Source organism: Thermodesulfovibrio sp. 3462-1 (assembly GCF_040451425.1).
GTDB lineage: Bacteria > Nitrospirota > Thermodesulfovibrionia > Thermodesulfovibrionales > Thermodesulfovibrionaceae > Thermodesulfovibrio > Thermodesulfovibrio obliviosus.
Map to the genome: position 1 here is coordinate 791,969 of NZ_CP144374.1, position 22,418 is coordinate 814,386.

Below are 22,418 nucleotides of genomic sequence, written 5' to 3' on the forward strand. Positions count from 1 at the left end.
GATGAAACACTACATTGACTGGCGTAAAGTAAAAAAACCTCTTGAATTTGAAAACATTACAGTTGAAATTGGGTTTGGCTCAGGTGATTTTTTAATAAAGATGGCAAAGGAAAATCCAGAAGAAATATTTTTTGGTATTGAAAAGTCATGGATACCAGTTAATAAACTTTTAAAAAAATGCAGCAGTCATAGCATCAATAATGTTTTTTGCACAAAGCTTGATGCTTATTGGGCAATCCAGCTTTTATTTAAGGATAAAGCTATAAAAAAAATATTTATGAACTATCCAGATCCCTGGTTTAAAAAGTCCCACGCTGAAAGAAGGCTTACAAAAATGGAAAATCTTTATCTTTATGCAAAAAAATTGATTTCCTCTGGTGAAGTTAAAATAAGAACTGATGATTATTCCTTTGTTGAGTTTACATTGCAAGAAGCGGCTTTTTTAAACTGTTTTTCTATAAATGTTTCAAATCCCTCAATAGATGAACCTTTAACAAAGTATGAAAAAAGATGGCTATCAATGGGTAAAAATATATGGGATATTGTTCTTAAAAAAGAAAAAGAACCTATCACATTGAAAATCAGTGAAATAAAGGAGGTGACTGAGTTGTATCCAGTAAAGGTTTCAGCAGATATAGTAGATGTGGAGCTCATAGCCAATAAGGAATTTAAAATTGAAGATGCACTTTATATAAAATGTTTTTCTGTATGGGAAAGGGGACAGGATTATGCTTTGGAGGTTTTACTCAGTGAGAATGAGTTTTTACAGAGTTTTATTGTCACTGTAAAGAAAAAGAATGATTATTTTATAATAGATGTGTCTAAATTTAGTGAAGTTTTGAAAACAGAGGGGATACAAAAGGCTTTAAAATTTTTAGGTAAAATTATTGGAAAGGAGAAATTATGAAAAAGAAGATTCTTGTATGTGTTCAAAAGGATATTAAAAATACTGTTAACTGGGCTTTGAAGGACCTTTCTGAAGTATCATTACAATATTTTGACCATGTTTATCAAATTGAAAAGCTTTTTGAATCAGATATAAATTTTTGTGCAATGATAATCGACTCTCAGATTGATGGTGAAAGCACAATCCCTTTTTTAGAGAAAATCAGGGATAAATCAAAAATTAAAATTCTTTTGATAATTTCAGCTGATACTGCTAAACAGGAAATAGTAAAGCTTATTCAGGATAAAATTGTTGACAACATTATTCTAAGACCCTTTAATGCGAATCAAATAGTTGATGCAGTGGCAAAATTATGCGGCATTCATAGAGCTACGGAAAAACCCTGGTATATGTATACAAAACCTGAATAAATTTGATATAATTTTTCCTATGGAAAAGCAGGATTTTGAAGCAAGATTTGAAGAAGCAAATTTAATGCTCAGGTATAAAGAATTTGAAGAAGCTTGCAAAATATATAGTGAGCTAATTAAGGAAAACTCTAATTTACCTGAACTTCATAACAATTACGGGCTCGCTCTTTTTTATCTCAGTAAATTTGAAGAAGCAATAGAAGAATTTAAAAAAGCCATTGAAATTAAGAAAGATTTTGCTTTACCATATGTAAATATAGGGCTTGTCTACCTCAATAAAGAAGAGTATGAAAAAGCTATAGAGTACTTTTTAAAAGCCCTTGAATTTGACCATGAAAATCCAGAAACTCATTATAATCTTGCAGTAACTTATTACAGAATTGATAGAAAACTCGATGCTTTAAATCATTACGAAGCTTTTATAAAATATTCAGGCGATGATTATTCAAAATTAAAGGAAAGTGTACAGAGGATTATTGCACAAATTAAAGAGACTCTTCAAATAGCTTAATGTGTTCAAGAATAAATTTTTGAACTATCATGGAAGCTTTCGATATCTCTTTTAAACTTAGAAGTTCAGCTCTATCAGTAACTATATTACTAATGCTTCTTATTTCAATGCAAGGAATTTTATAAATCTCACAGACCTTTGCCACTGCTGCGCCTTCCATGTTTTCGCATATGCCATTGAAGTTTTTTTCAAGAAATATAGCTCTTTCAAGATTTCCTGTGCAGGATGAAACAGTAAGAAATGTTCCTTTTGGAAGGGTTTTTAAAAAATGAGGCACATAAAGAAGAATTTCTTCAGAATTCAAAAAAATAAACGAATCTATATTTGCATTACAATTTCTTAACAGTCCTTCATCAGCAAAGATTTCTTTTTCTGCTACTACAATACTTCCTATATCAAGTCCAGAGGAAGGATAGGCACCTCCTATGCCTGAAACAATAGTTCCTTTTATGGAGAATTTTTCAAAACAAATTACAGAAGCTAAAGTTGCCGAAGTTTTTCCAATGCCTGAAATACATAAGAGTAAATCAACATCTTTTATTTTGCCTTTAATAAAGGATACAGTCTTTATTGAAAAAAACTGCTTATTGCTTAAACTGTTAATAATTAATTCACATTCTTTTTCAGTGGCAAAAAATAGAGCTATCAATTTATGCTGCTTCAAGAGCTTTCAGTCTTTCTTCAAAATCTTTCATTCTTTGGGATAAAGCTTTTCTTTCTTCAAGTAAGTCCTTTAAAACTCCTGCGAGATAGTCATTTTGTTTAAGGAGAAAGTCAAAGTCATACATTTTTAACTTTACCTTTATATCTTCTAAATCACTGTGAACTTCTAACATGGAAAACCTGAGAGCTTCTCTTAGTTTTTCAAGTGTATTGGTAAATCTCTGCTCCATGCTCATCAGGTCAGCCTTTGTAGCCATCTCTTTCTTAATTTCTTCCACATCATTTTTAAGTATAGTTACATCATTTTTGAGCGTGGTTACATCATTTTTAAGGGTATTCACATCATTTTTAAGCATTTCCACGTCTTGTTTTAGGATTCCAACATCTTGTTTCAGTGTTTCCACATCTTTAACTAATCCCTTAATTTCCTCTTTCACGACAGCTCTTACTTCTTGTTGAACAATCGTTCTAATTTCCTCTTTCACGACAGCTCTTACTTCTTGTTGAACAATCGTTCTAATTTCCTCTTTCACGACAGTTTTTACTTCTTGCTGAACAATCGTTCTAATTTCCTCTTTCACGACAGTTTTTACTTCTTGCTGAACAATCGTTCTAATTTCCTCTTTCACAATAGTTTTTACTTCTTCTCTTATAACTGTTCTCATTAACTCTGCTAATTTTTTTTCATCCATTTATGACCTCCAGGATAAAAACTTTGCCACCTATAATATCAAATTAAAATTGTTGACATCAAGTTTTAATTTTTGTAATTCCATCCTTGAATATCCTGCAAAAATTTCTGAAAAAATTGAATTATTCGTTAAAACAGGATCTATGTCATCAGAAATAACGCCGGCTTTTACAAGCTCATGCCAGTAATAGGTTCCTCTGATTGGTGAAAACTCTGTTAAATGAATCCTTACTTTTAATTTTTTAAGAAACTCTACTCCGGCTTTCACCTCTTCAAGACTTTGCCTGGGAAGTCCATACATTATATAAACTCCTATTTCCTGAGAAAGAAAACCCGCTTCTTTAAGATATAAAACTGCTCTTTCAAGTTCTTCACATGTAACCTTTCCTCCGGTTTCAATCTGCCTTTTTATATTAACTGTCTCAAGGCTTAATCTTAATGTCTTAAATCCAGCTTTTTTCATCAAATAAGCAAGTTCTTTATCAATATAGCGGGCATGAAGTCCATTGGGAGTGTGAAATCTTGCCTGTAAATTTTTTTCAAGTAGTTTTCCAATCAGAGGCTTTATATGAGTATCAGCTTTGTATAATAGAGCATCATCATAAAAAGCAAAATCTCTTACTCCAAGGTTGTATAGTCCTTCAATTTCACCAACCACTTCATCTATATTCCTTTGTTCAAAGGATTTATATAACAAGGAAGAAGCACAATAAGGGCATCTAAAAGGACATCCTGTTGAAGTTAAAATCGGCGCATAAGGCATTTCTTTGTAAAAGTTCATCTGCCACCAATATTTTGGCTTATTGTTTATTCTTTCAAGCTTTAATCCGAAGTATTCAATTACTTTAATTAATTTGTCATCTATCTGTCCTTCATAAATAAAGTCAGCATTTGTATTTTTTTCTGCATGTTCTTTGTAAACAGTAGCATAAATTCCTCCAAGAATAATTGGAATGTCTTTGAATTTTTCTCTTAGAATTTCTATAACTTCCTTTACTCCGTACCACCAGTAAGCCATAATAGAAGTAACTAAGATAAGGTCAACAGAGCCAGCAAAGCTCAATTTTTCAATGAATTCTTCTCTGGTGCATCCATATCTTCTATATTTTTTAGGTATATTTTTTAAAATTTCGGGTTTTTCAATAAGCTCTGTCTTATACTTTCCTGTTCCATATTTTTTTACTTTAAAGGAATCACAGCAGTCTATCAAGAAAAGTTCAACATCAAATTGACTAAGGAATTCAGCTACTTTTAGCAATCCAATTGGTCTTGCCCAGAAATTATAGGCAGCAAAGTCATAAATCCAGGGATTTACAAGAAGACACCTTAGTCTCATGCAAGTTTTCTAAAAACAACAATAAATCCTGTGTGAGCAACCATTCTTAATGCTGGTCTTAGGCTTAATCCCTCTTTTTCCCATTTTCTCTCAAGAATTTCAAATATGCCGATTTTATGAAGTGTTTGATAAAAGTTTTTTTCAAATTCTTCCATCAAACTATATATTTGCAAAACTGTTGTCAGGTAGCATCCCAGAATTCCACCAGTTTTTAAAGCATTCACCACCTTATCAAGAAAAAGCCATGGTTCTGTTAGGTCAAGAATTGCTCTATCAAAGTCTGATTCTTCTATTCCTTCAGCAATGTCTTTATTTAAAAGAATTAATTGCCCTGTAGTCTCATTTCCAATGAATTTTTCAATATTTATCTTTGCGTTTTCATAAAAATCCTGTCTTTTTTCATATGAGACAACTTTGCCTTTTTCTCCAACTGCTCTTAAAAGATAAAGAGTTAAGGCTCCAGAGCCTGTTCCAGCCTCAAATACTTTTGCTCCAGGAAAAACATCAAGAAGAGTGATAATTCTTGAAATATCTTTTGGATATATTATTTGAGCTCCTCTTTTCATTTTAAGAATGTATTCTTCAAGGGTAGGGCGAAAAACAGTTAAAGTTTCGCCATGAGATGATTTAATTTTAATTCCATCAGGCTTACCGATTATTTCATTGAAAGAAACATTACCCTTATGAAATGAAAAAAAAGCGTCTTTTTTTAATTTGACAAGATATTTTCTTTCCTTTGAATCTATCAGAATAGCTAAATCACTTTCTTTGAATACTGACAAGCTGACCTCCAATAAAAAAGCGGGCGACGGGATTCGAACCCGCGACCTTCAGCTTGGGAAGCTGACACTCTCCCGCTGAGTTACGCCCGCAAAGGTATATAGTTTTTTATATCATCATGGATGAAAATATGTCAACTTTTGAAAATTTTTGGTAAAATATAAAAATGGAAGTTGAATCGCTAAAAAAATCAGTTTTTATCAGTCCTACATTTGGAAATCTTTCATTTCAGCAGGTTTTTGAAAAAATAATTGAGTTTGTAAAGGAACAGCCAGACAGACAATACAATTTGATAGTAGGAAGCGATTCTTTTCCTGGAGAAGAGACTGTATTTGTAACTGCAATAATAATTCATAGAAAAGGTTCTGGTGGAAGATATTTTTATAGAAAAATAAAGCATGAAAAAGTGGATAGTTTAAAGTTGAGAATTTTTACTGAAGCCTCACTCAGCCTTGAAGTGGCAGAGGCTTTAAAAAAGAAACTATCGGAAAATGGAGTTTCAAGATTACCTGTTGAGATTCATCTTGATGTAGGAAAAAATGGAGCAACAAGAAGTATTGTTAAAGAACTAATTAAGATGATTGTTGGTTCAGGATACATTGCTGTAACAAAACCTGATTCTTTTGGTGCCACAAAAGTAGCAGACAGGCATACAAATTAAAGCCGGGAATGGGATTTGAACCCACGACCAGTCGATTACGAATCGACTGCTCTACCGCTGAGCTATCCCGGCATATTTATATCTTATCAAACTCTTCTTTAAAGTATCGATAACTGTCTTCATCAAAAAGGCAGAATTCTACAATTTCCACAGTTGTATTCTGATTTTTTAGATATTCTAACACTGTTTGAATTAAAATCTTTGCAACCATATCTTTGGGACATCCATATATTCCAGAGCTTATTGCAGGGAAGGATATGCTTTTTAATTTATATTCATTGGCAAGCCTGAGACTGCTTAATACCGCATTTCTGAGTTTTTCTTCTTCGTTGCCTTCACCCCATTTTGGTCCAACAGCATGAATAATATATTTTGCTTTTAAAGAACCAGCAGTGGTTATTGCTGCAGAACCTGTTGGTACAAAGCCAATTCTGTCACTTTCTTCTTGTATGATCTGTCCACCTTTTCTGACAATTGCACCAGCTACTCCTCCACCGTGTTTGAGATAATTATTGGCAGCATTAACTATTGCATCTGTATCCCTTTCTGTAATGTCTCCAATAATTATCCGTAATGTTTTTACATTAATTTTTTTCTCCTGCATCTTTAAGCTTCACCTCTAAAGCATCTAATTAGCAAACTGGAGAGTTTCAAAATTCAATGCGAGAGGAGGGATTTGAACCCTCACGGATCTCTCCACTGGATTCTAAGTCCAGCGCGTCTGCCATTCCGCCACTCTCGCTTATTTTTTATTTTAAAAATTTTTTAAATATTTAATCCAATGTCCTTTCTGTACTGCATGCCTTCAAAGTGAATTAACTCAACAGCGCTATAAGCTTTCTGCCTTGCTTCTTTTATATCTTTTCCTAAGGCAGTAACACCAAGAACTCTTCCTCCATTTGTTACAACTCTTCCGTTTTCATCAAATTTAGTACCTGCATGAAATACAATTACATCTTTTAATCTTTTAACCATTTCAAGACCTTTAATAGGCAGTTCTTTCTTATATTTTCCAGGATATCCTTCTGAGGCAAGAATAACGCATAAAGATGATTTATCTTTCCATTTTACATCTATTTTATTCAACTTTTGCTCTGTTATTGCCATAAAAATATCAACTAAATCAGTTTCAAGCCTTGGCAAAATTACCTGTGTTTCAGGATCACCAAATCGGCAATTAAACTCAAGCACATAGGGTTTGTTATTGACAATCATAAGTCCTGCATAAAGAATGCCTTTATAAACTATTCCTTCAGATTTTAATCCTCTTATTGTTGGCTTAATTATTGTTTCAATGATTTCTTTTTCAAGCTCTGCAGTAATAATTGGATTTGGACTGAATGTTCCCATGCCTCCTGTATTTGGTCCTTCATCATTGTCAAGAAGTCTTTTGTGATCCTTTGATGTAACCATGGATACTATATTTTTACCATCTGTAAAAACAAGATATGAAGCTTCTTTACCCTGAAGATATTCTTCAATTACCACTTTATCTCCAGCAGAGCCAAAAATTTTTTCTTTCATAATAAGTTTTAATGCCTCAATTGCTTCTTCATACCTATGGCATACAAAAACTCCTTTGCCTGCTGCAAGTCCATTTGCTTTTACAACAATTGGTGTGCCTTTTAGTCTTATATATTCTTCGGCGTGAGTGTAAGAGGTAAAGACTTTATATTCTGCTGTTGGTATTTTATGTCTTTTCATAAATTCCTTTGCAAACACTTTGCTACTTTCAAGTTGAGCAGCTGCTTTTGTTGGACCTATTATTTTTCTTCCCTCTTTCTGAAATGTATCAACAATTCCCTTTGCAAGGGGGTCTTCAGGTCCAACTACTGTAAGATCAATCCACTCATATTTAACAAAGTCAACCAGACCAGAAAGATCTTTGTTCTCAATTTCTATGCATTCTGCCAGATCTGAAATTCCTGCATTTCCAGGCACACAGTAAATTTTATCAACCACTCTTGATTGGGCAAGCTTCCAGACAATGGCATGTTCTCTTCCCCCTGACCCTATAACAAGGACTTTCATCTTCTGTCCTCCTCTGTCTTTTTTACTAACCAGTAAACTATACCCATTATAAGAATAGCAGCTATCAATGAAGTTATAAATTCAATTGTTTCATGTTTTAATGTTGCTATCATCGTCTCTCTTATTACAGTAACAAGAGCAACTCCAACAAAAACACTTATTTTGAATTTTCCTCCTTTAAGATGTGTAATTTCAGTGTTTAAAAGTTCAAGCATAACCCATAGAATAAGAACTGAACCAAGTGCTGTTACGATTGTCTGCTCTAATTTACCTGATAATATTTCATATATATCTTTTCCGCAAAGATAAGTAACAGCAACAGTAATAATGCTCAATCCAACTATTAGTACAAGACTTACAACTTGAGAAAATATCTCACCATATCTTACAAGTTGAATTTTTATTCTGTATGCAGGGGAATAACCTTTTATTTCTTCCTCAAGGTATGCAGAGGTTATAATATCAAGATTTATGTCAAGTATTTTATTAATTGAGATTAAATATTTTTCTCTATTATGTTCCATTTCCTCACAAAGTATATCAACGCAGGCATTTCTTATAATATTTATTGCTCTTGTCATAAAATGAGGATCTACACCAACTTTTTCATGCTTTTGACCAATTCTTATCAGAGTATCGTAAAAGTAGTTATCATATCTACCAGAAAAAAGACTTATAAACCAGGTTCTTACAAGTCTCATTACATGCTTTATTAATGATTCATTTTTAAAAATTCTTTTTGCTGAATCTGTCTGGATGATCCATTGATAGAGAGCTCCTACAACTTTTTCAGCTCTTTTTTCCATAAGAGGCTTAAGTTCTGATAGCCTGGCCTCATCCTCTTTTGTAAAATAATAATTTGCTTTAATTTCTTTAAAAGGTCTCATCTTAGTGTCTGAAATGTCTTATTCCTGTAAATACCATTGCCATACCATATTGGTCTGCTGCATCAATTACTTCCTGATCTCTAACAGAGCCACCTGGCTGAATTATAGCTGTGACTCCATTCTGAGCAAGGACATCAATGTTATCTCTGAATGGGAAGAATCCATCAGATGCAACAACAGTTCCTTTTAATGAACTCAAGGCATGCATGGCACCTATCTTTGCTGAAAATACTCTGCTTGTCTGACCAATGCCAAGCCCCACTGTTCTGTCCTCTCTTGCATAGACAATAGCATTTGATTTTACATGTTTGCAAACCTTCCATGCAAATTTCAAAGCTCGCCATTCATCCTCTGTGGGCTTTCTTTTTGTTACAATCTTAGCCTGAGCAAATTCATCCTCAAGAGTATCCCACTGCTGGACTATGAATCCACCGATAATTCTCTTTAAATCAAAACCTGATGGTTTAATTTTATCAGAAAGAGCTGGAAATTTCAGTAATCTCAGATTTTTCTTTTTTGAAAAAATTTTCAATGATTCTTCATCAAATCCAGGCGCAATAATAACTTCATAAAAAGTTTGAACAATTTCTTCTGCTGTGGTTTTATCTACAACTCTGTTAAAAGCAATTATTCCACCAAAAGCACTTACAGGATCACATTCAAAGGCTCTTTTATAAGCATCCAGAGGATTTTCAGCAATAGCAACTCCGCAGGGGTTATTGTGTTTTACAATTACACAGACAGGTTCTTCAAATTCCGAAGCTAAAAGCACTGCTGAATGAGTGTCAAGATAGTTATTAAAGGACATTTCTTTGCCCTGTAATACTTCTGCATCTATCAATGATGGTGTTTCATTCAATGCATAAAGTGCAGCTTTCTGATGAGGATTTTCTCCGTATCTCAATGTTTGCACCATTCTTAATAGCAATATCCAGTCTTCTCTAAAACCTGAAGGTTGAGTGTTGAAGGCTGAAGAGCTGATTTTATCAAAATAATCAGCAATTAAGGCATCATATCTTGCCGTGTGAGAAAAGACCTTCTTTGCAAGTTCAAATCTTTTCTCAATAGAAGCTTCTCCCTTTTTAAGATCCTCAATTATGGAAGGATAATCATCAGGGTCAACAATAACTATCACATCTTTGTAGTTTTTAGCAGCAGCCCTCAGAAGGGTAGGTCCGCCAATGTCAATGTTTTCTATTGCTTCTTCTAAAAATTGCTGAAGGCTCAGTGCTGAAGGCTGAAGTAAATGTTTTTTTGTAACAGATTCAAATGGATAGAGATTGACAACAACTATGTCAATAGGTTTAATTCCAAGCTTTTCCATTGAATCTATGTCATTTTTATTGTCCCTTCTTGCAAGTATTCCACCGTGAATAAGTGGATGAAGGGTTTTTATCCTTCCATCCATAATTTCAGGAAATCCTGTATACTCTGAGACATCTATTACATTTATATTAGCTTCCCTTAAAATTTTTGCCGTTCCACCTGTGGAAATAATCTCCACCCCAAGCTGAACAAGTTCCTTTGCAAAATCTATTAATCCCCTTTTGTCAGATACACTTATTAATGCTCTTTTTATCACTCGAGCACCTCCCTGTGGTATTCCTGTATTGATTTTACTTTAATTTTACTTTCTTTAAGCCGTTTTATGGCTTTAATAATTGCGTTAGCTCCTGAAATGGTTGTGGTGTAAGGAATTTTATATTGCAATGCTCCTCTTCTTATATACATTGAGTCCTTTTGAGCTTGCTTTCCAAAAACCGTGTTTATTATAAAATGAATCTGTCTGTTTTTTATTAAATCAAGGACATGGGGACGACCCTCTTGAAGTTTATTTATAGTTTCTACATTTAATCCTCTTTCTTTCAAAAATCTGGCAGTTCCACGAGTGGCAATCACTGTAAAACCAAGTTCTATAAACTCCTTTGCAATAGGAACAACAAGAGCTTTATCTTTATCCTTAACACTTATAAATACTTTTCCACTTAAAGGAATTTTACCCATTGCACTCATCTGAGCCTTGGCATAAGCAAGTCCAAAGTCTTCATCTATTCCCATTACTTCACCAGTTGATTTCATCTCAGGACCGAGAATAACATCCACTTCAGGGAATTTATCAAATGGAAAGATCGCCTCTTTCACTGTAACATAGGGCATTTTTATATGACTTGTAAGTCCAAGTTCCTTTAATGTTTTGCCAACCATAATCTTTGATGCCATTGCTGCAAGAGGAATTCCGATGCTTTTGCTGACATAGGGAATTGTTCTTGACGCACGGGGATTTACTTCTAAAACATAAACCTCTCCATCTTTTACAGCATACTGAACATTCATCAATCCTTTTACTTCAAGTTCCTTTGCAATTGAAATGGTTTCTTCTTTAATTTTTTCAATTATCTCTTCTGGAAGACTGTAAGGAGGAAGTGAGCAAGCAGAGTCTCCAGAATGAATTCCTGCTTCTTCAATGTGCTGCATTATACCTGCCACAATCACATCAACTCCATCGGAGATTGCATCAACATCCACCTCAATGGCATCTTCAAGATATCTATCAATTAGCACTGGATGGTCTTCTGAGGCTTTTACTGCCTCTCTCATATATCTACGCAATGATTCTTCATCATAAACAATCTCCATAGCTCTTCCACCAAGCACATATGATGGTCTTACAAGAATGGGATATCCAAGTTCATTTGCTATTCTTAAAGCTTCTTCAAGGGATATGGCTGTTCCACTTGGAGGCTGTTTTAGATTTAATTTATCCACCAACTCTTTAAATCTTTTTCTGTCCTCAGCTCTGTCGATGGCATCAGCCTTTGTTCCAAGAATATTTACACCATGAGCTTCAAGAGCCTTTGCAAGTTTTAAAGGAGTCTGACCTCCGAATTGCAGTATCACTCCAAGAGGTCTTTCTCTTTCAATAATATGTAAAACATCCTCGAGTGTTAGTGGTTCAAAATAAAGTCTGTCTGAAGTATCATAATCAGTGCTCACTGTCTCTGGATTACAGTTTATCATTATTGTTTCGTATCCAAGCTCTTTTAAACCAAAAACTGCATGAACACAGCAGTAGTCAAACTCAATTCCCTGTCCGATTCTATTGGGTCCTGAACCAAGAATTATTACTTTATTTTTATTTTCAGTAGGAGGAGCATCAGCATCTACTATGGTTTGGTTTTTAAAGGTAGTGGCTTCAGGTTGAAGACGATAAAATTCTTTTTCATAGCATGAATACATATAGGGAGTATAGGCTACAAACTCTGCTGCACAGGTATCAACAAGTTTGTATACTGGTTTAATTTTAAGGTTTGCTCTTAATTGCCTTATTTCTTCTTCTTTTTTTTCAGTAAGCATTGCTATTCTTTTGTCAGAAATGCCGTTTTGTTTAGCTTCAAAGAGAAGATCATAGTTTAATTCTTTAGTTTTCAGTCTGTTCTCAATCTCTAAGATTTCTTTTATGTTGTTTAAAAACCATGGGTCAATACCGCTCAATTCATATATCTCCTTTATACTGAATCCTCTACGAAGAGCCTCTGCTAAGTACCAAATCCTTTCAGCATTAGGATTTTTAATTCTCCATCTTATTTCATCATCAGAAGCATTGAGTTCTTCAAATCCGTATGAGCCAATCTCAAGGGAACGAATTGCCTTTCCAAGTGCTTCTTTAAATGTCCTTCCTATTGCCATTACTTCTCCAACTGATTTCATCTGGGTTGTAAGCACAGGATTTGCCTCTGGAAATTTTTCAAAAGTAAATCTTGGAATTTTAACGACCACATAATCAAGGGTAGGTTCAAAGCTTGCAGGTGTTATTCTTGTTATGTCATTGGGAATTTCATCCAGTGTGTATCCAATAGCAAGTTTTGCCGCAATTTTTGCAATTGGAAATCCTGTTGCCTTACTTGCTAAAGCAGAACTCCGGGATACTCTTGGATTCATCTCTATTATACACATTCTTCCATTTTCAGGATTTACTGCAAACTGAATGTTGCTTCCACCTGTGTCAACGCCTATCTCTCTTATTGCTTTAATGGCACTGTCACGCATAACTTGATATTCTCTGTCTGTTAGAGTCTGTGCCGGGGCAACAGTGATGGAGTCTCCTGTATGAACACCCATGGGATCAAAGTTCTCAATTGAGCAGATTATAACAACATTGTCTGCTCTATCTCTCATTACCTCAAGCTCATACTCTTTCCATCCAAGAAGACTTTCTTCTACAAGAACCTGACTAATAGGACTCAGCTTAAGCGCTCTTTCAAGAAGTTCTTTAAACTCTTCTATGTTGTATGCGATTCCTCCTCCAGTTCCACCCAGAGTAAAAGCAGGCCTTAAAATTGCAGGAAAACCTATCCATTCAATTAGTTCAAGTCCTTCTTTTAAATTATGAACTGTTGCTGAGCGAGGGACATCAAGCCCTATTTTTGTCATTGCCTGTTTAAAAAGTTCTCTGTCCTCTGCTTTTTTTATAGCCTGTAGATTTGCTCCAATAAGCTCAACAGAGTATTTATCAAGGATTCCTGCCTCTCCAAGCTCTACGGCAAGATTTAATGCAGTCTGGCCACCCAATGTGGGAAGCAAAGCATCAGGTCTTTCCTTCTCTATAATTAATTCAAGGATTTCTGCAGTCAAAGGTTCAATGTAAGTAGCATCAGCCATTGAAGGGTCTGTCATAATTGTTGCGGGATTAGAATTTACGAGCACTACTTCGTAGCCTTCCTGCTTTAAAGCTTTACAGGCTTGAGCACCAGAGTAATCAAATTCACAAGCTTGACCAATTATTATTGGACCAGAACCGATAATCATTATTTTTTTAATATCTGTTTTCTTTGGCATATTATTTCAGAAGCTCCTCTAATCCTTTCAATCTTTCTTTTTCCCTTTGAAGGGCAAGTGTTTTTTCATAAAGTTTTTTTATTTTTTTGTCCTTTAACATTTCCTGAGTTATTTGACAAGAGCTGATACCAAGTTTTTTCTCAAGGTTTTTGATTTCCTTTTCATAGGCATTTATGTAATCTTTGCAGATATTTATCTCACGCATGGTAGAAATGAATATTTCATCATATTTTACAGGCATACATACCTCACGATGTTTTTACGATTTCCATAAATCTTTCAAATACATCAAGGGCATCATTTGGTCCTGGTCCTGCTTCAGGATGATGCTGAACCGAGAAAATTGGATACTCCACATGCTCCATTCCTTCTTCTGTTCCATCATAAAGGTTTTTATGAGTCAGCCTTACCTGATCTTTAAGACTTGCAATATCAACACAGTAGTTGTGATTTTGAGCTGTAATGGAAATTCTTCCTGTTTTTAAGTCCTTTACTGGATGATTGCCTCCATGATGACCGAATTTAAGTTTGTATGTCCTTCCTCCCAGAGCAAGTCCTAAAAGCTGATGACCAAGACAGATTCCGAATAGAGGTTTTTTTCCTATAATTTTTTTAACATTTTCCAATGCGTAAGAGAGAATTTGAGGGTCTCCAGGACCATTGCTTAACATCACACATGAAGGATTCATCTCAAGAACATATTCAGCAGGTGTTTTTCCGGGGACAACATAGACGGAAAATCCGACTCTTTTTAAATTTCGGAGTATGCTCAGTTTTACTCCATAGTCATAAACCACACACAGAGGTGCCCCCTCTTTATTGAAGTACATGTAAGGCTCTTTACACATCATAGCACTGACATGGTCAATCTCTGAGATATCTGGATGGGCAAGAACTTTTTTATATAAGCTTACAGGATCAAGGTCTTCTGTTGATAAAATTCCCATCTGGGCACCTTTGTCCCTTAGATGTTTTGTCAATGCTCTGGTATCAATTCCCTGAATTCCTACAATGCCATATTTTTTAAGATACTCTTCGAGACTTCGCTCTGCTCTCCAGTTACTTGGATAATCTTTATATTCTCTCACAACAAATCCTTCAACTTTTGGTCCTCCATAAGATTCTACATCTTCATCATTTACTCCGTAATTTCCTATTTGAGTATAGGTCATTACCACAATCTGTCCCTTATATGAAGGATCAGTTAGTATTTCCTGATAACCGGTCATGGATGTATTAAAAACAACTTCTCCAATGGATTCTCCCTCTGCTCCAAAGGAGTATCCTTCAAACACTGTTCCATCTTTTAGAACCAGCATTGCTTTTTTCATTTATCCTCCTGCCACATCTTAAAAACTTTTTTACCTTTTACAGTCATAAGAACCTTTCCTTTAAGTTTCCAGCCTTCAAAAGGAGTATTTTTCCCCATTGAGGCAAATTCATCTTTTTTTACAGTCCATTCTCTGTTTATATCAACAACTATTAAATCTGCCTCTGCTTTTTCTTTGATTCCAGATTTATTTATCTTTAATATCTTTGAGGGGTTTAAAGTAAATTTTTCAATTAGTTGTCTTAAAGTTAAAACTTTGTTATGTACCAGTTTAAGGCTCAAAGCTAAAGCTGTTTCAAGCCCTGAAATTCCATTTGCTGCTTCCTGAAAGGGAGTATTTTTATCATCAAGGCTATGCGGTGCATGATCTGTGGCTATTACATCAATTACTCCTTCAATGAGTGCTTCTTTTATTGCTTCTATATCTTGTTCTGTGCGTAATGGAGGATTTACCTTTGCATTGGTATTGTAATCTCTCACTGCCTCTTCAGTAAGAGTAAAGTAATGGGGACAGGTCTCTGCTGTCACAGGCACTCCTTCTTGTTTTGCTCTTTTTATTAACTCAACAGAGCCTTTAGTTGATACATGGGCAATGTGTAAAGGTGAACGAAAGTGTTTGCATAAAATTATATCCCTTGCTACCATAACTTCTTCTGCTGCCTTCGGGATTCCTTTAAGTCCCATATAAAAGGAAAGTTTTCCTTCATTCATTGCTCCATTCTCACTTAAAAATAGATCTTCACAGTGGGATATAATCGGGGCATCTACTGCTTTAGAATACTCAAGAGCTCTTCTCATTATCATTGCATTCATTACAGGCATGCCATCATCTGAGAAAGCAATACAGCCTGCCTGCCTCAGCATTGCCATTTCAGAAAGTTCTTCACCTTTAAGTCTCTTTGTAATGGCTCCTACTGGATACACATCGCAACTACCTTCTTCTTTTGCTTTAGCAAGAATGTAGTATGTAACTTCTGGATTATCATTTACAGGATTAGTATTTGCCATGCAACACACAGAGGTAAAACCACCTTTTACAGCAGCAAGAGTTCCTGTGCGAATGGTTTCTTTGTATTCATAGCCTGGTTCTCTTAAGTGGGTATGCATATCAATGAGACCAGGGAAAACATATAGTTCTCGGGCATCTATTTCTATAATGTCATGCTGAAAGTTTAAGGCTGAAGGCTTTTTTTCATGCTGAAGGTTTAAGGCTGAAGGCTTAAGAATTAATCTGGAAATGATTCCATTTTCAATCAATATATCAGCAATACCTTCTGTGCCAGTAAAGGGGTCAATTATGTAAGCGTTGTAGATTTTAATAATCAACTATACCTCCCTTGGAGTTAAAAGATAAATGACAGCCATTCTCGTAGCAATTCCGTTTGTTACCTGCCTTAGAATTATTGAATGGGGACTGTCTGCTATTTCTGTGGAAATCTCAACTCCTCTGTTCATCGGACCTGGATGCATAATAATTGCGTCATCTTTAATGTATGAGAAAGCATCCTTTTTGACCCCCCAGACATGAAAATACTCTTTTAATGATGGTATAAATGCCGCATTCTGTCTTTCAAGCTGAATCCTGAGAAGCATAACAACATCAGCATCTTTTATACCTTCTTTAAGGTCATAAAAAATTTTCACATTATCAGGTGCATGCTCTGGGATAAGAGTAGGAGGACCAACAAACCTTATCTCAGTGTCAAACTGGCTTAAAAGATAAAGGTTTGAACGGGCAACTCTGCTGTGAATTATATCTCCCACAATGGCGATTTTAAGTCCATCAAGTCTGCCTTTAATCTCAAGAATGCTGAAAGCATCCAGTAATGCCTGAGTGGGATGCTCATTTGTTCCATCTCCTGCATTTATGACAGAGGCTGGCGTATGATTTGCTACAAACTTTGCGGCTCCTGAACAGGAATGTCTTATAACAATATAGTCAACATTGTATGCCTCAATGGTTTTCAATGTATCATAAAGGGTCTCTCCCTTTACAACACTGCTTGTGCTTACAGAAAAATTAAGCACATCAAGGCTTAAGCGTTTTTCTGCCAGTTCAAATGATGTGCGTGTTCTTGTTGATGGTTCAAAGAAGAGATTGATTGCTGTCTTGCCCCTGAGGGTGGGAACTTTTTTGATGTCTCTCTGAAGAACCTCTTTAAAGGCCTTAGCGGCATTGAGGATTTCCTCAATGTCCTGCCTTGAAAGCTCTTTTATTCCTACAAGATCTTTCATTGTTTGATTAATAACACTGAGTCTTTACCCGCAATTTCTTTAAAATTTACCTTTATTTTTTCATCCCTTGAAGTGGGAATATATTTACCTGTGTAATTAGCCATAATTGGAAGTTCTCTGTGCCCTCTATCAATTAGTACAGCAAGCTGTATCTGAGCTGGTCTTCCAAAGTCCATCAATGCATCCATTGCTGCTCTTGTTGATCTTCCTGTGAAAAGCACATCGTCAACGAGAATAACATTTTTACCCTCTATGCTGAATGGGATATTAGAAGGTTTTATTGGTTTTCGTTTTTTTGAAATATTTATATCATCTCTGTAAAAGGATATATCAAGAATACCTAAGGGCACATCAACACCTTCAGTCTCTTTTATCTTATTTTTGATTCTTTCCGCAAGATATACCCCTCCTGTAACAATTCCTATCAGACAGATATTTTCAGCACCTTTATTCTTCTCCAATATTTCGTGAGTTATCCTTGTAAGAATTCTTTCTATTTCTTGTTCATTGAGAAGTTCTTTTTCCATGCTTTTGTCCTGATTTTCTTTTTTACAATTTCCGAGATAAGTCTTATAGACTCCTTAATCAGATTAAACTCCAAATTGATACATTATACACAATTTTAAAAAATTTTTCTATTAGCCGAATTGCCTCATTTAAAATCTACTTGAAATACCATTCGTTGCCGATTCCTTTTCGTACCCACAAGGTATGCAAGGACAACACGATGTTAAGAAAAAGGTAAAAACTCCTTTTGAGAGAGTTTTTGAACGAAAGGATGTAGCAGAAGAAATAAAAGAGGGATAAAATATGAATAGATTTTTAAATGAGGCAATAAGTAGTGTTTGACATTTCTTGGCATAACTTTGTAGTATTTACAGTATGATTAAAATTGCTGTGATTGATGGACAGGGTGGAGGAATTGGTAGTTTTATTATTAAATCTCTCAGGGAAGCCTTTGGAGATAAAATAGAAATCCTGGCACTTGGAACAAACGCAGCAGCTACAGCAAATATGATGAAGTGTAAAGCCAACAAAGGAGCTTCTGGTGAAAATGCCATTGCATGGAATGTTAAAAAAGTTGATGTTATAATAGGTCCCTTAAGTATCCTTGTGGCAAATGCAATGATGGGAGAGCTGACTTCAAAGATGGCTGAGGCAGTAGGAAGCAGTTCAGCAAAAAAAATCTTATTACCAATTAATCAGGAAGGCATTGAAGTTATTGGGGTTGTAAAAGAACCCCTTCCACATCTTGTGGAAAAATTAATCCTTCATATAAGGGAGGAGTTCAATGTGTGAGGCAAATGCATATGTTATCAAAAATGGACAGGAGGAGATTTATTTAGAGAGTGTTGATATACTGAGACCTGAAGGCAATCAGATATATCTTCGGAATATATTTGGAGAGCAAAAGGTTTTTAAAGGCAAAATTAAAGAGATGTCTTTACTGAATCATAAGATTATTCTTGAAGAAGAAAAATAAGCTCAAATCCTGTAGAATGCTCATTCGCTTTATTGAGTTTCAGGAACATGACCCCAGCTTGAACATGGCAGTTGATGAAGCAATTAGTATTTTTGTACGTAAAGGCAAAGTTTTACCCACTTTTAGACTTTATGGATGGAATAAAAAAGCAATAACAATCGGAGAATTTCAAAAAATTGAGGAGATTAATCAAGCCTTTTGCATTGCCAGTGGAATTCCAGTTATTAGAAGACCAACTGGAGGCAAGGGCATTTTACATTATGACGATATTACATATAGCTTTTCCTGCAGAAAAGAAGGAAAATTTCGAGGAAATCTTTTTCAAACTTATGAAATTTTAAGTCACCTATTTGCAAAAGCTTTCAATTTAACAGGAATCCATGTTGAGTTTAAAAAAGAAAAAAGAACTGTAAATAAAAGCTCTTTGTGTTTTGCTCGTTCTTCTTTTGGAGAGTTATGTTTTAAAAATGTAAAGATTATTGGTTCTGCTCAGAAAAGATGGGTTAATGGTTTTCTTCAGCAAGGAACAATTCCTGTGACAGTTAATAGAGATTTATTAAAAAAAGTTTTTTTGTGTAATACAGAAGAAGTAAATACAATTTTTGGTATAAAAGAATTATTTGATAGTTTTGAGATTGATATTTTTCAGGAAAATATTAAGAAGGCTCTGAAGGATGATGGTTTTGAGATTGTTGTTGAGAATCTTCAGCAAGAGGAGCTTGCTCTGGCTCAGATTTTACAGAAAAATTATCAATCCTTATGTAATAAGACAGAAATGCAGCAAAGACAACCATGCTTATATAAATATGAGCAAACTGAATGATGAATTGGTAAACAGCTACAAGTATAGTTCCCACACGAGGAATTATTGCCAGTAGAGGGCTAAAAGAAAGAATAATTCCACCTGCTAAAAGGTATATTACAAAGAGAAGTCCTGCTCTTGCAATTGATTGAGGATAAAGAATTATTAATTTTTTTGTTTCTTTTATCGTTTCTATAACTGTGAAATTTTTTATAAAAATTCCAAAAAATCCAAAAAGTGTGAATGTTATCCATAAAAGAAAAACAATAACACCAGTAAGAAGCATACTTAAGTAAATAAAAACACTAAAAAACATTGAAACAGACTTCCATTGACTTAAAAATTTTACTATCTTAGAGCTTATTTCACTTAAAAATCCGAAAATAACACTTAAGCAAATAAAAATAATAAGAGAGAAGACGGTGAAAAAAGCAACTTTCCAGAAAAATTTTTTACCATTCTGATGAAATCCTTTTAAAGTAAAAACTTTCCCTTCTCTTAAATACTCACACATTGTTCCAATTGTGCCTGACAGAATATAAATCCAGAGGCTGATGATTAATATAACATAGAGGAATAAAGTAATTATGAAAATGATGGCAAAAATCAAAAATTTTTTCATAATGTTTACAGAAGATAAAAATATTTCAATAAAACTGCCTTTCAATATGTCTGTAAGATCAATCCCAAAAATGACAAAAAGAATTCCAAGAGGTATGCTGAGAATAAAAAATAGCCCGAAAAAGCTGATAAATAAAAATGCAAAATGTATCAATAGTAATTGATAGTTTTTATGAACTGTTTTTAAACCATCATTTATGCAGACAAAAAAATTCAAGATTGTTTTACACCTACCACTGTTATATTAAATTCATCAGCTTTTTCAATAACTTTATCTCTTTCTATTAAAAAAGTTTTTTCTGCTTCAAGGGCTAAGACCTTAGCATTAGCTTTTCCCATGATTATTATTGTATCCACTCCAGCAGCAGGAGGGTCAAGTTTTAAATCCTGCTGAGGTTTGCTAACCTTTACTACAACCGAATTTTTTACAAAACTTCCTGCTCTTAAAATTGTTTCATCTGTCCCTTCTATTGCTTCCACAGCAATTACAGATCTTTCTTTTACTACTACTGTTTGCCCGATGTCAAGTTCACCAATTTTTTTTGCAATTCTAAATCCGTATTCAATGTCTTTCCATTCTTCTTTTGTAGGTTTTCTTCTTGTAAGAACTCCCTGAGTAGTAAGTAACTCTGGGCAGAATTCTGACAAACAGGCAATTTTTATTCCTTCTTTAAAAAGTTCTTTCTCAACTATTTTGAGAAGTTCATTGTCTCCTCTGAGTTTAGCCGAAAAAAGCATTTTTATTGCTCTTAGGTCAGGCTTAATTTTTTCTCTTTCAAAAATAATTTTTTTAGGCACTTTACCTGTTAAAATCACTTCTTTAACATTATTTTTTTTTAAAAAATCTATAATCTCTCCTGCCTTACCTATGTTTATCCATTCAAATAAGTCGCTGTATTTGCTCAATTCATCATTGGCAAGTCCCTGTAAGGCGACTGTAATAACTCTGTAACCCCTACTCTGTAGCGCTTTTACAGTGATAAGAGGAAAGTAGCCTTCGGCAGCAATGACTCCTATCTGCATATTCCTCTTTTGTTTGCTTCTATGAATTCTATTAAATGAATGATTTCAGGAATCTGAGGAAGCTCTTTTTTAACTTTTTCAATCGCTTCTTTTAATTGAAGTTTGTCTCTGAATAGAATTTTATAAGCTTTTTTTAATATATTGATGGTTTCATCACTGAACCCTCTTCTTTTAAGTCCTACAGAATTCAATCCATAAAGTTTTGCTCTTGGACCTGAAGCCATTGTAAAGGGAGGGACATCCTGTCCAACTCCGCTAAAGCCTCCTATCATTGCATGAGCACCTATTCTTGTAAATTGATGCACTGCAACTAATCCTCCAATAAATGCAAAGTCTTCAACTTGAACATGACCAGCTAATGTGGCAAGATTTGCCATGATTACTGAGTTTCCTATTTTGCAGTCATGAGCAATATGGACATAAGCCATGATAAAATTATTATCTCCGATTACTGTCCAGCCATCTCCTGAAACACTTGCTCTATGGATTGTTACATATTCTCTGATGGTATTATTACTGCCAATTTTAACTCCTGTTGGTTGTCCTTTATATTTAATATCCTGCGGCGGAAAACCTATTGATGTAAATGGAAATATTGTGCAGTTTTCCCCTATTTCAGTTATTCCTTCAATTTGAACATGATTAATAAGACGTGTGCCTTTGCCTATTCTAACATTGTCTCCAATTATACAATAAGGACCTATAACTACATCTTCATCTATTTCTGCTTTAGAACTAACAATTGCTGTTTTGTGTATTTGACTCATTAACCTTTACCTCACTTTGTAACCATTGCTGTAAATTCTGCTTCTGTGGTAATTTTTTCATTAACTTTAGCAATACCTGAAAATTTCCAAACTCCTCCTCTTCTATGAACAACATTGACTTCAAAAACAATTTGATCTCCTGGAGTAATAGGCTTGCGAAACTTAACCTTTTCTATGCTTAAGAATAAAACACCTGTTCCTTCTATACCTGATTTAAAGGCAAGAACACCTGCTACCTGAGCCATTGCTTCAACTATCAGAACCCCTGGCATTACAGGATTTCCTGGAAAATGTCCCTGGAAAAAGGGCTCATTTATTGTAACATTTTTTATTCCTATAGCTTTTTCATTGGGTATAATTTCTAAAACTCTATCAACCAGCAAAAAAGGATACCTGTGAGGGAGAATATTCATTATTTCTTTAATATCAATCATCGCGAACCTC

The 22,418-nt window shown here is 34.6% G+C and carries 24 protein-coding genes and 3 tRNA genes; 7 read left to right on the forward strand and 20 right to left on the reverse strand.

The window, feature by feature from the left end:
- Nucleotide 1: 1 nt before the first annotated feature.
- The 3 genes from trmB to V4D31_RS04010 are packed head-to-tail and all read left to right on the forward strand — an operon-like array spanning nucleotide 2 to nucleotide 1,828.
- The gene (gene trmB, locus V4D31_RS04000; protein WP_353686953.1) at nucleotides 2–907 is read left to right on the forward strand and encodes a tRNA (guanosine(46)-N7)-methyltransferase TrmB; all 906 of its coding nucleotides are present in this window, start codon (nucleotides 2–4) and stop codon (nucleotides 905–907) included.
- Nucleotides 904–1,317 (forward strand): hypothetical protein, encoded by a 414-nt coding sequence (locus V4D31_RS04005; RefSeq protein WP_353686954.1) that lies wholly within the window; start codon nucleotides 904–906, stop codon nucleotides 1,315–1,317. Before trmB ends, V4D31_RS04005 begins: the two co-directional genes overlap by 4 nt.
- Before the next feature lie 19 nt (nucleotides 1,318–1,336).
- Nucleotides 1,337–1,828: a tetratricopeptide repeat protein gene (locus V4D31_RS04010; RefSeq protein WP_353686955.1), complete on the forward strand. Its 492-nt coding sequence runs from the start codon at nucleotides 1,337–1,339 to the stop codon at nucleotides 1,826–1,828.
- Here V4D31_RS04010 and mqnB read toward each other — a convergent pair.
- From mqnB to V4D31_RS04035, 5 genes are all read right to left on the reverse strand, one after another.
- Nucleotides 1,803–2,477, reverse strand: coding sequence for a futalosine hydrolase (gene mqnB / locus V4D31_RS04015; RefSeq protein ID WP_353686956.1), 675 nt, complete (start codon nucleotides 2,475–2,477; stop codon nucleotides 1,803–1,805). The genes V4D31_RS04010 and mqnB overlap by 26 nt on opposite strands.
- A 1-nt stretch (nucleotide 2,478) precedes the next feature.
- A complete protein-coding gene (locus V4D31_RS04020) occupies nucleotides 2,479–3,183 on the reverse strand; it encodes a hypothetical protein (protein WP_353686957.1) in 705 nt (234 codons plus the stop codon).
- Nucleotides 3,184–3,213: 30 nt separating this feature from the next.
- Nucleotides 3,214–4,518 carry a radical SAM protein gene (locus V4D31_RS04025; RefSeq protein WP_353686958.1) on the reverse strand — a complete coding sequence of 435 codons (1,305 nt, stop codon included), beginning with the start codon at nucleotides 4,516–4,518 and terminating at the stop codon, nucleotides 3,214–3,216.
- Nucleotides 4,515–5,300 carry a tRNA (adenine-N1)-methyltransferase gene (locus V4D31_RS04030; RefSeq protein WP_353686959.1) on the reverse strand — a complete coding sequence of 262 codons (786 nt, stop codon included), beginning with the start codon at nucleotides 5,298–5,300 and terminating at the stop codon, nucleotides 4,515–4,517. Before V4D31_RS04030 ends, V4D31_RS04025 begins: the two co-directional genes overlap by 4 nt.
- Before the next feature lie 18 nt (nucleotides 5,301–5,318).
- Nucleotides 5,319–5,390, reverse strand: a tRNA-Gly gene (locus V4D31_RS04035).
- A 74-nt stretch (nucleotides 5,391–5,464) separates the two neighbouring features.
- On the opposite strand from V4D31_RS04035, the gene V4D31_RS04040 reads away from it, so the two are divergent.
- Nucleotides 5,465–5,959, forward strand: a complete 495-nt coding sequence (locus V4D31_RS04040) for a ribonuclease H-like YkuK family protein (protein WP_353686960.1) — start codon at nucleotides 5,465–5,467, stop codon at nucleotides 5,957–5,959.
- On the opposite strand, the gene V4D31_RS04045 is transcribed toward V4D31_RS04040, so the two are convergent.
- From V4D31_RS04045 to pyrR, 12 genes are all read right to left on the reverse strand, one after another.
- Nucleotides 5,960–6,031 (reverse strand) — tRNA-Thr (locus V4D31_RS04045).
- A 4-nt stretch (nucleotides 6,032–6,035) separates the two neighbouring features.
- Nucleotides 6,036–6,563, reverse strand: coding sequence for a macro domain-containing protein (locus V4D31_RS04050; RefSeq protein WP_353686961.1), 528 nt, complete (start codon nucleotides 6,561–6,563; stop codon nucleotides 6,036–6,038).
- A 57-nt stretch (nucleotides 6,564–6,620) separates the two neighbouring features.
- A tRNA-Leu gene (locus V4D31_RS04055) sits at nucleotides 6,621–6,701 on the reverse strand.
- A 23-nt stretch (nucleotides 6,702–6,724) separates the two neighbouring features.
- The gene (gene purD / locus V4D31_RS04060; protein ID WP_353686962.1) at nucleotides 6,725–7,990 is read right to left on the reverse strand and encodes a phosphoribosylamine--glycine ligase; all 1,266 of its coding nucleotides are present in this window, start codon (nucleotides 7,988–7,990) and stop codon (nucleotides 6,725–6,727) included.
- Nucleotides 7,987–8,877 (reverse strand): protoglobin domain-containing protein, encoded by an 891-nt coding sequence (locus tag V4D31_RS04065; RefSeq protein ID WP_353686963.1) that lies wholly within the window; start codon nucleotides 8,875–8,877, stop codon nucleotides 7,987–7,989. Before V4D31_RS04065 ends, purD begins: the two co-directional genes overlap by 4 nt.
- A 1-nt stretch (nucleotide 8,878) precedes the next feature.
- The gene (gene purH / locus V4D31_RS04070) at nucleotides 8,879–10,459 is read right to left on the reverse strand and encodes a bifunctional phosphoribosylaminoimidazolecarboxamide formyltransferase/IMP cyclohydrolase (protein WP_353686964.1); all 1,581 of its coding nucleotides are present in this window, start codon (nucleotides 10,457–10,459) and stop codon (nucleotides 8,879–8,881) included.
- Nucleotides 10,456–13,713, reverse strand: a complete 3,258-nt coding sequence (carB, locus tag V4D31_RS04075) for a carbamoyl-phosphate synthase large subunit (protein ID WP_353686965.1) — start codon at nucleotides 13,711–13,713, stop codon at nucleotides 10,456–10,458. The genes purH and carB overlap by 4 nt, the downstream gene beginning before the upstream one ends.
- A 1-nt stretch (nucleotide 13,714) precedes the next feature.
- Nucleotides 13,715–13,954, reverse strand: coding sequence for a hypothetical protein (locus V4D31_RS04080; RefSeq protein ID WP_353686966.1), 240 nt, complete (start codon nucleotides 13,952–13,954; stop codon nucleotides 13,715–13,717).
- A gap of 7 nt (nucleotides 13,955–13,961) precedes the next feature.
- Nucleotides 13,962–15,044 (reverse strand): glutamine-hydrolyzing carbamoyl-phosphate synthase small subunit, encoded by a 1,083-nt coding sequence (carA, locus tag V4D31_RS04085; RefSeq protein WP_353686967.1) that lies wholly within the window; start codon nucleotides 15,042–15,044, stop codon nucleotides 13,962–13,964.
- Nucleotides 15,041–16,369, reverse strand: a complete 1,329-nt coding sequence (locus V4D31_RS04090; RefSeq protein ID WP_353686968.1) for a dihydroorotase — start codon at nucleotides 16,367–16,369, stop codon at nucleotides 15,041–15,043. The genes carA and V4D31_RS04090 overlap by 4 nt, the downstream gene beginning before the upstream one ends.
- On the reverse strand, nucleotides 16,370–17,278 hold the full coding sequence (locus tag V4D31_RS04095) for an aspartate carbamoyltransferase catalytic subunit (protein WP_353686969.1): 909 nt from the start codon (nucleotides 17,276–17,278) through the stop codon (nucleotides 16,370–16,372).
- The gene (gene pyrR, locus V4D31_RS04100) at nucleotides 17,275–17,805 is read right to left on the reverse strand and encodes a bifunctional pyr operon transcriptional regulator/uracil phosphoribosyltransferase PyrR (RefSeq protein ID WP_353686970.1); all 531 of its coding nucleotides are present in this window, start codon (nucleotides 17,803–17,805) and stop codon (nucleotides 17,275–17,277) included. The genes V4D31_RS04095 and pyrR overlap by 4 nt, the downstream gene beginning before the upstream one ends.
- A 355-nt stretch (nucleotides 17,806–18,160) precedes the next feature.
- Between pyrR and V4D31_RS04105 the strand changes: the two genes are divergently transcribed.
- Genes V4D31_RS04105 through V4D31_RS04115 form a run of 3 tightly spaced genes read left to right on the forward strand, consistent with a single transcriptional unit; the run spans nucleotide 18,161 to nucleotide 19,584 of the window.
- On the forward strand, nucleotides 18,161–18,577 hold the full coding sequence (locus tag V4D31_RS04105; protein WP_353686971.1) for a DUF3842 family protein: 417 nt from the start codon (nucleotides 18,161–18,163) through the stop codon (nucleotides 18,575–18,577).
- Nucleotides 18,570–18,761: a CooT family nickel-binding protein gene (locus V4D31_RS04110; RefSeq protein ID WP_353686972.1), complete on the forward strand. Its 192-nt coding sequence runs from the start codon at nucleotides 18,570–18,572 to the stop codon at nucleotides 18,759–18,761. The genes V4D31_RS04105 and V4D31_RS04110 overlap by 8 nt, the downstream gene beginning before the upstream one ends.
- Nucleotides 18,745–19,584 carry a lipoate--protein ligase family protein gene (locus V4D31_RS04115; RefSeq protein ID WP_353686973.1) on the forward strand — a complete coding sequence of 280 codons (840 nt, stop codon included), beginning with the start codon at nucleotides 18,745–18,747 and terminating at the stop codon, nucleotides 19,582–19,584. Before V4D31_RS04110 ends, V4D31_RS04115 begins: the two co-directional genes overlap by 17 nt.
- 813 nt (nucleotides 19,585–20,397) lie before the next feature.
- On the opposite strand, the gene lpxI is transcribed toward V4D31_RS04115, so the two are convergent.
- From lpxI to fabZ, 3 genes are read right to left on the reverse strand one after another with little or no spacing between them, the layout of a single operon-like run.
- Entirely contained in the window at nucleotides 20,398–21,207 is an 810-nt protein-coding gene (lpxI, locus tag V4D31_RS04120) for a UDP-2,3-diacylglucosamine diphosphatase LpxI (protein WP_353686974.1), read from the reverse strand.
- Nucleotides 21,198–21,974 carry an acyl-ACP--UDP-N-acetylglucosamine O-acyltransferase gene (gene lpxA, locus V4D31_RS04125; RefSeq protein WP_353686975.1) on the reverse strand — a complete coding sequence of 259 codons (777 nt, stop codon included), beginning with the start codon at nucleotides 21,972–21,974 and terminating at the stop codon, nucleotides 21,198–21,200. Before lpxA ends, lpxI begins: the two co-directional genes overlap by 10 nt.
- Before the next feature lie 11 nt (nucleotides 21,975–21,985).
- A complete protein-coding gene (gene fabZ, locus V4D31_RS04130) occupies nucleotides 21,986–22,408 on the reverse strand; it encodes a 3-hydroxyacyl-ACP dehydratase FabZ (RefSeq protein ID WP_353686976.1) in 423 nt (140 codons plus the stop codon).
- Between the last annotated feature and the right edge of the window lie 10 nt (nucleotides 22,409–22,418).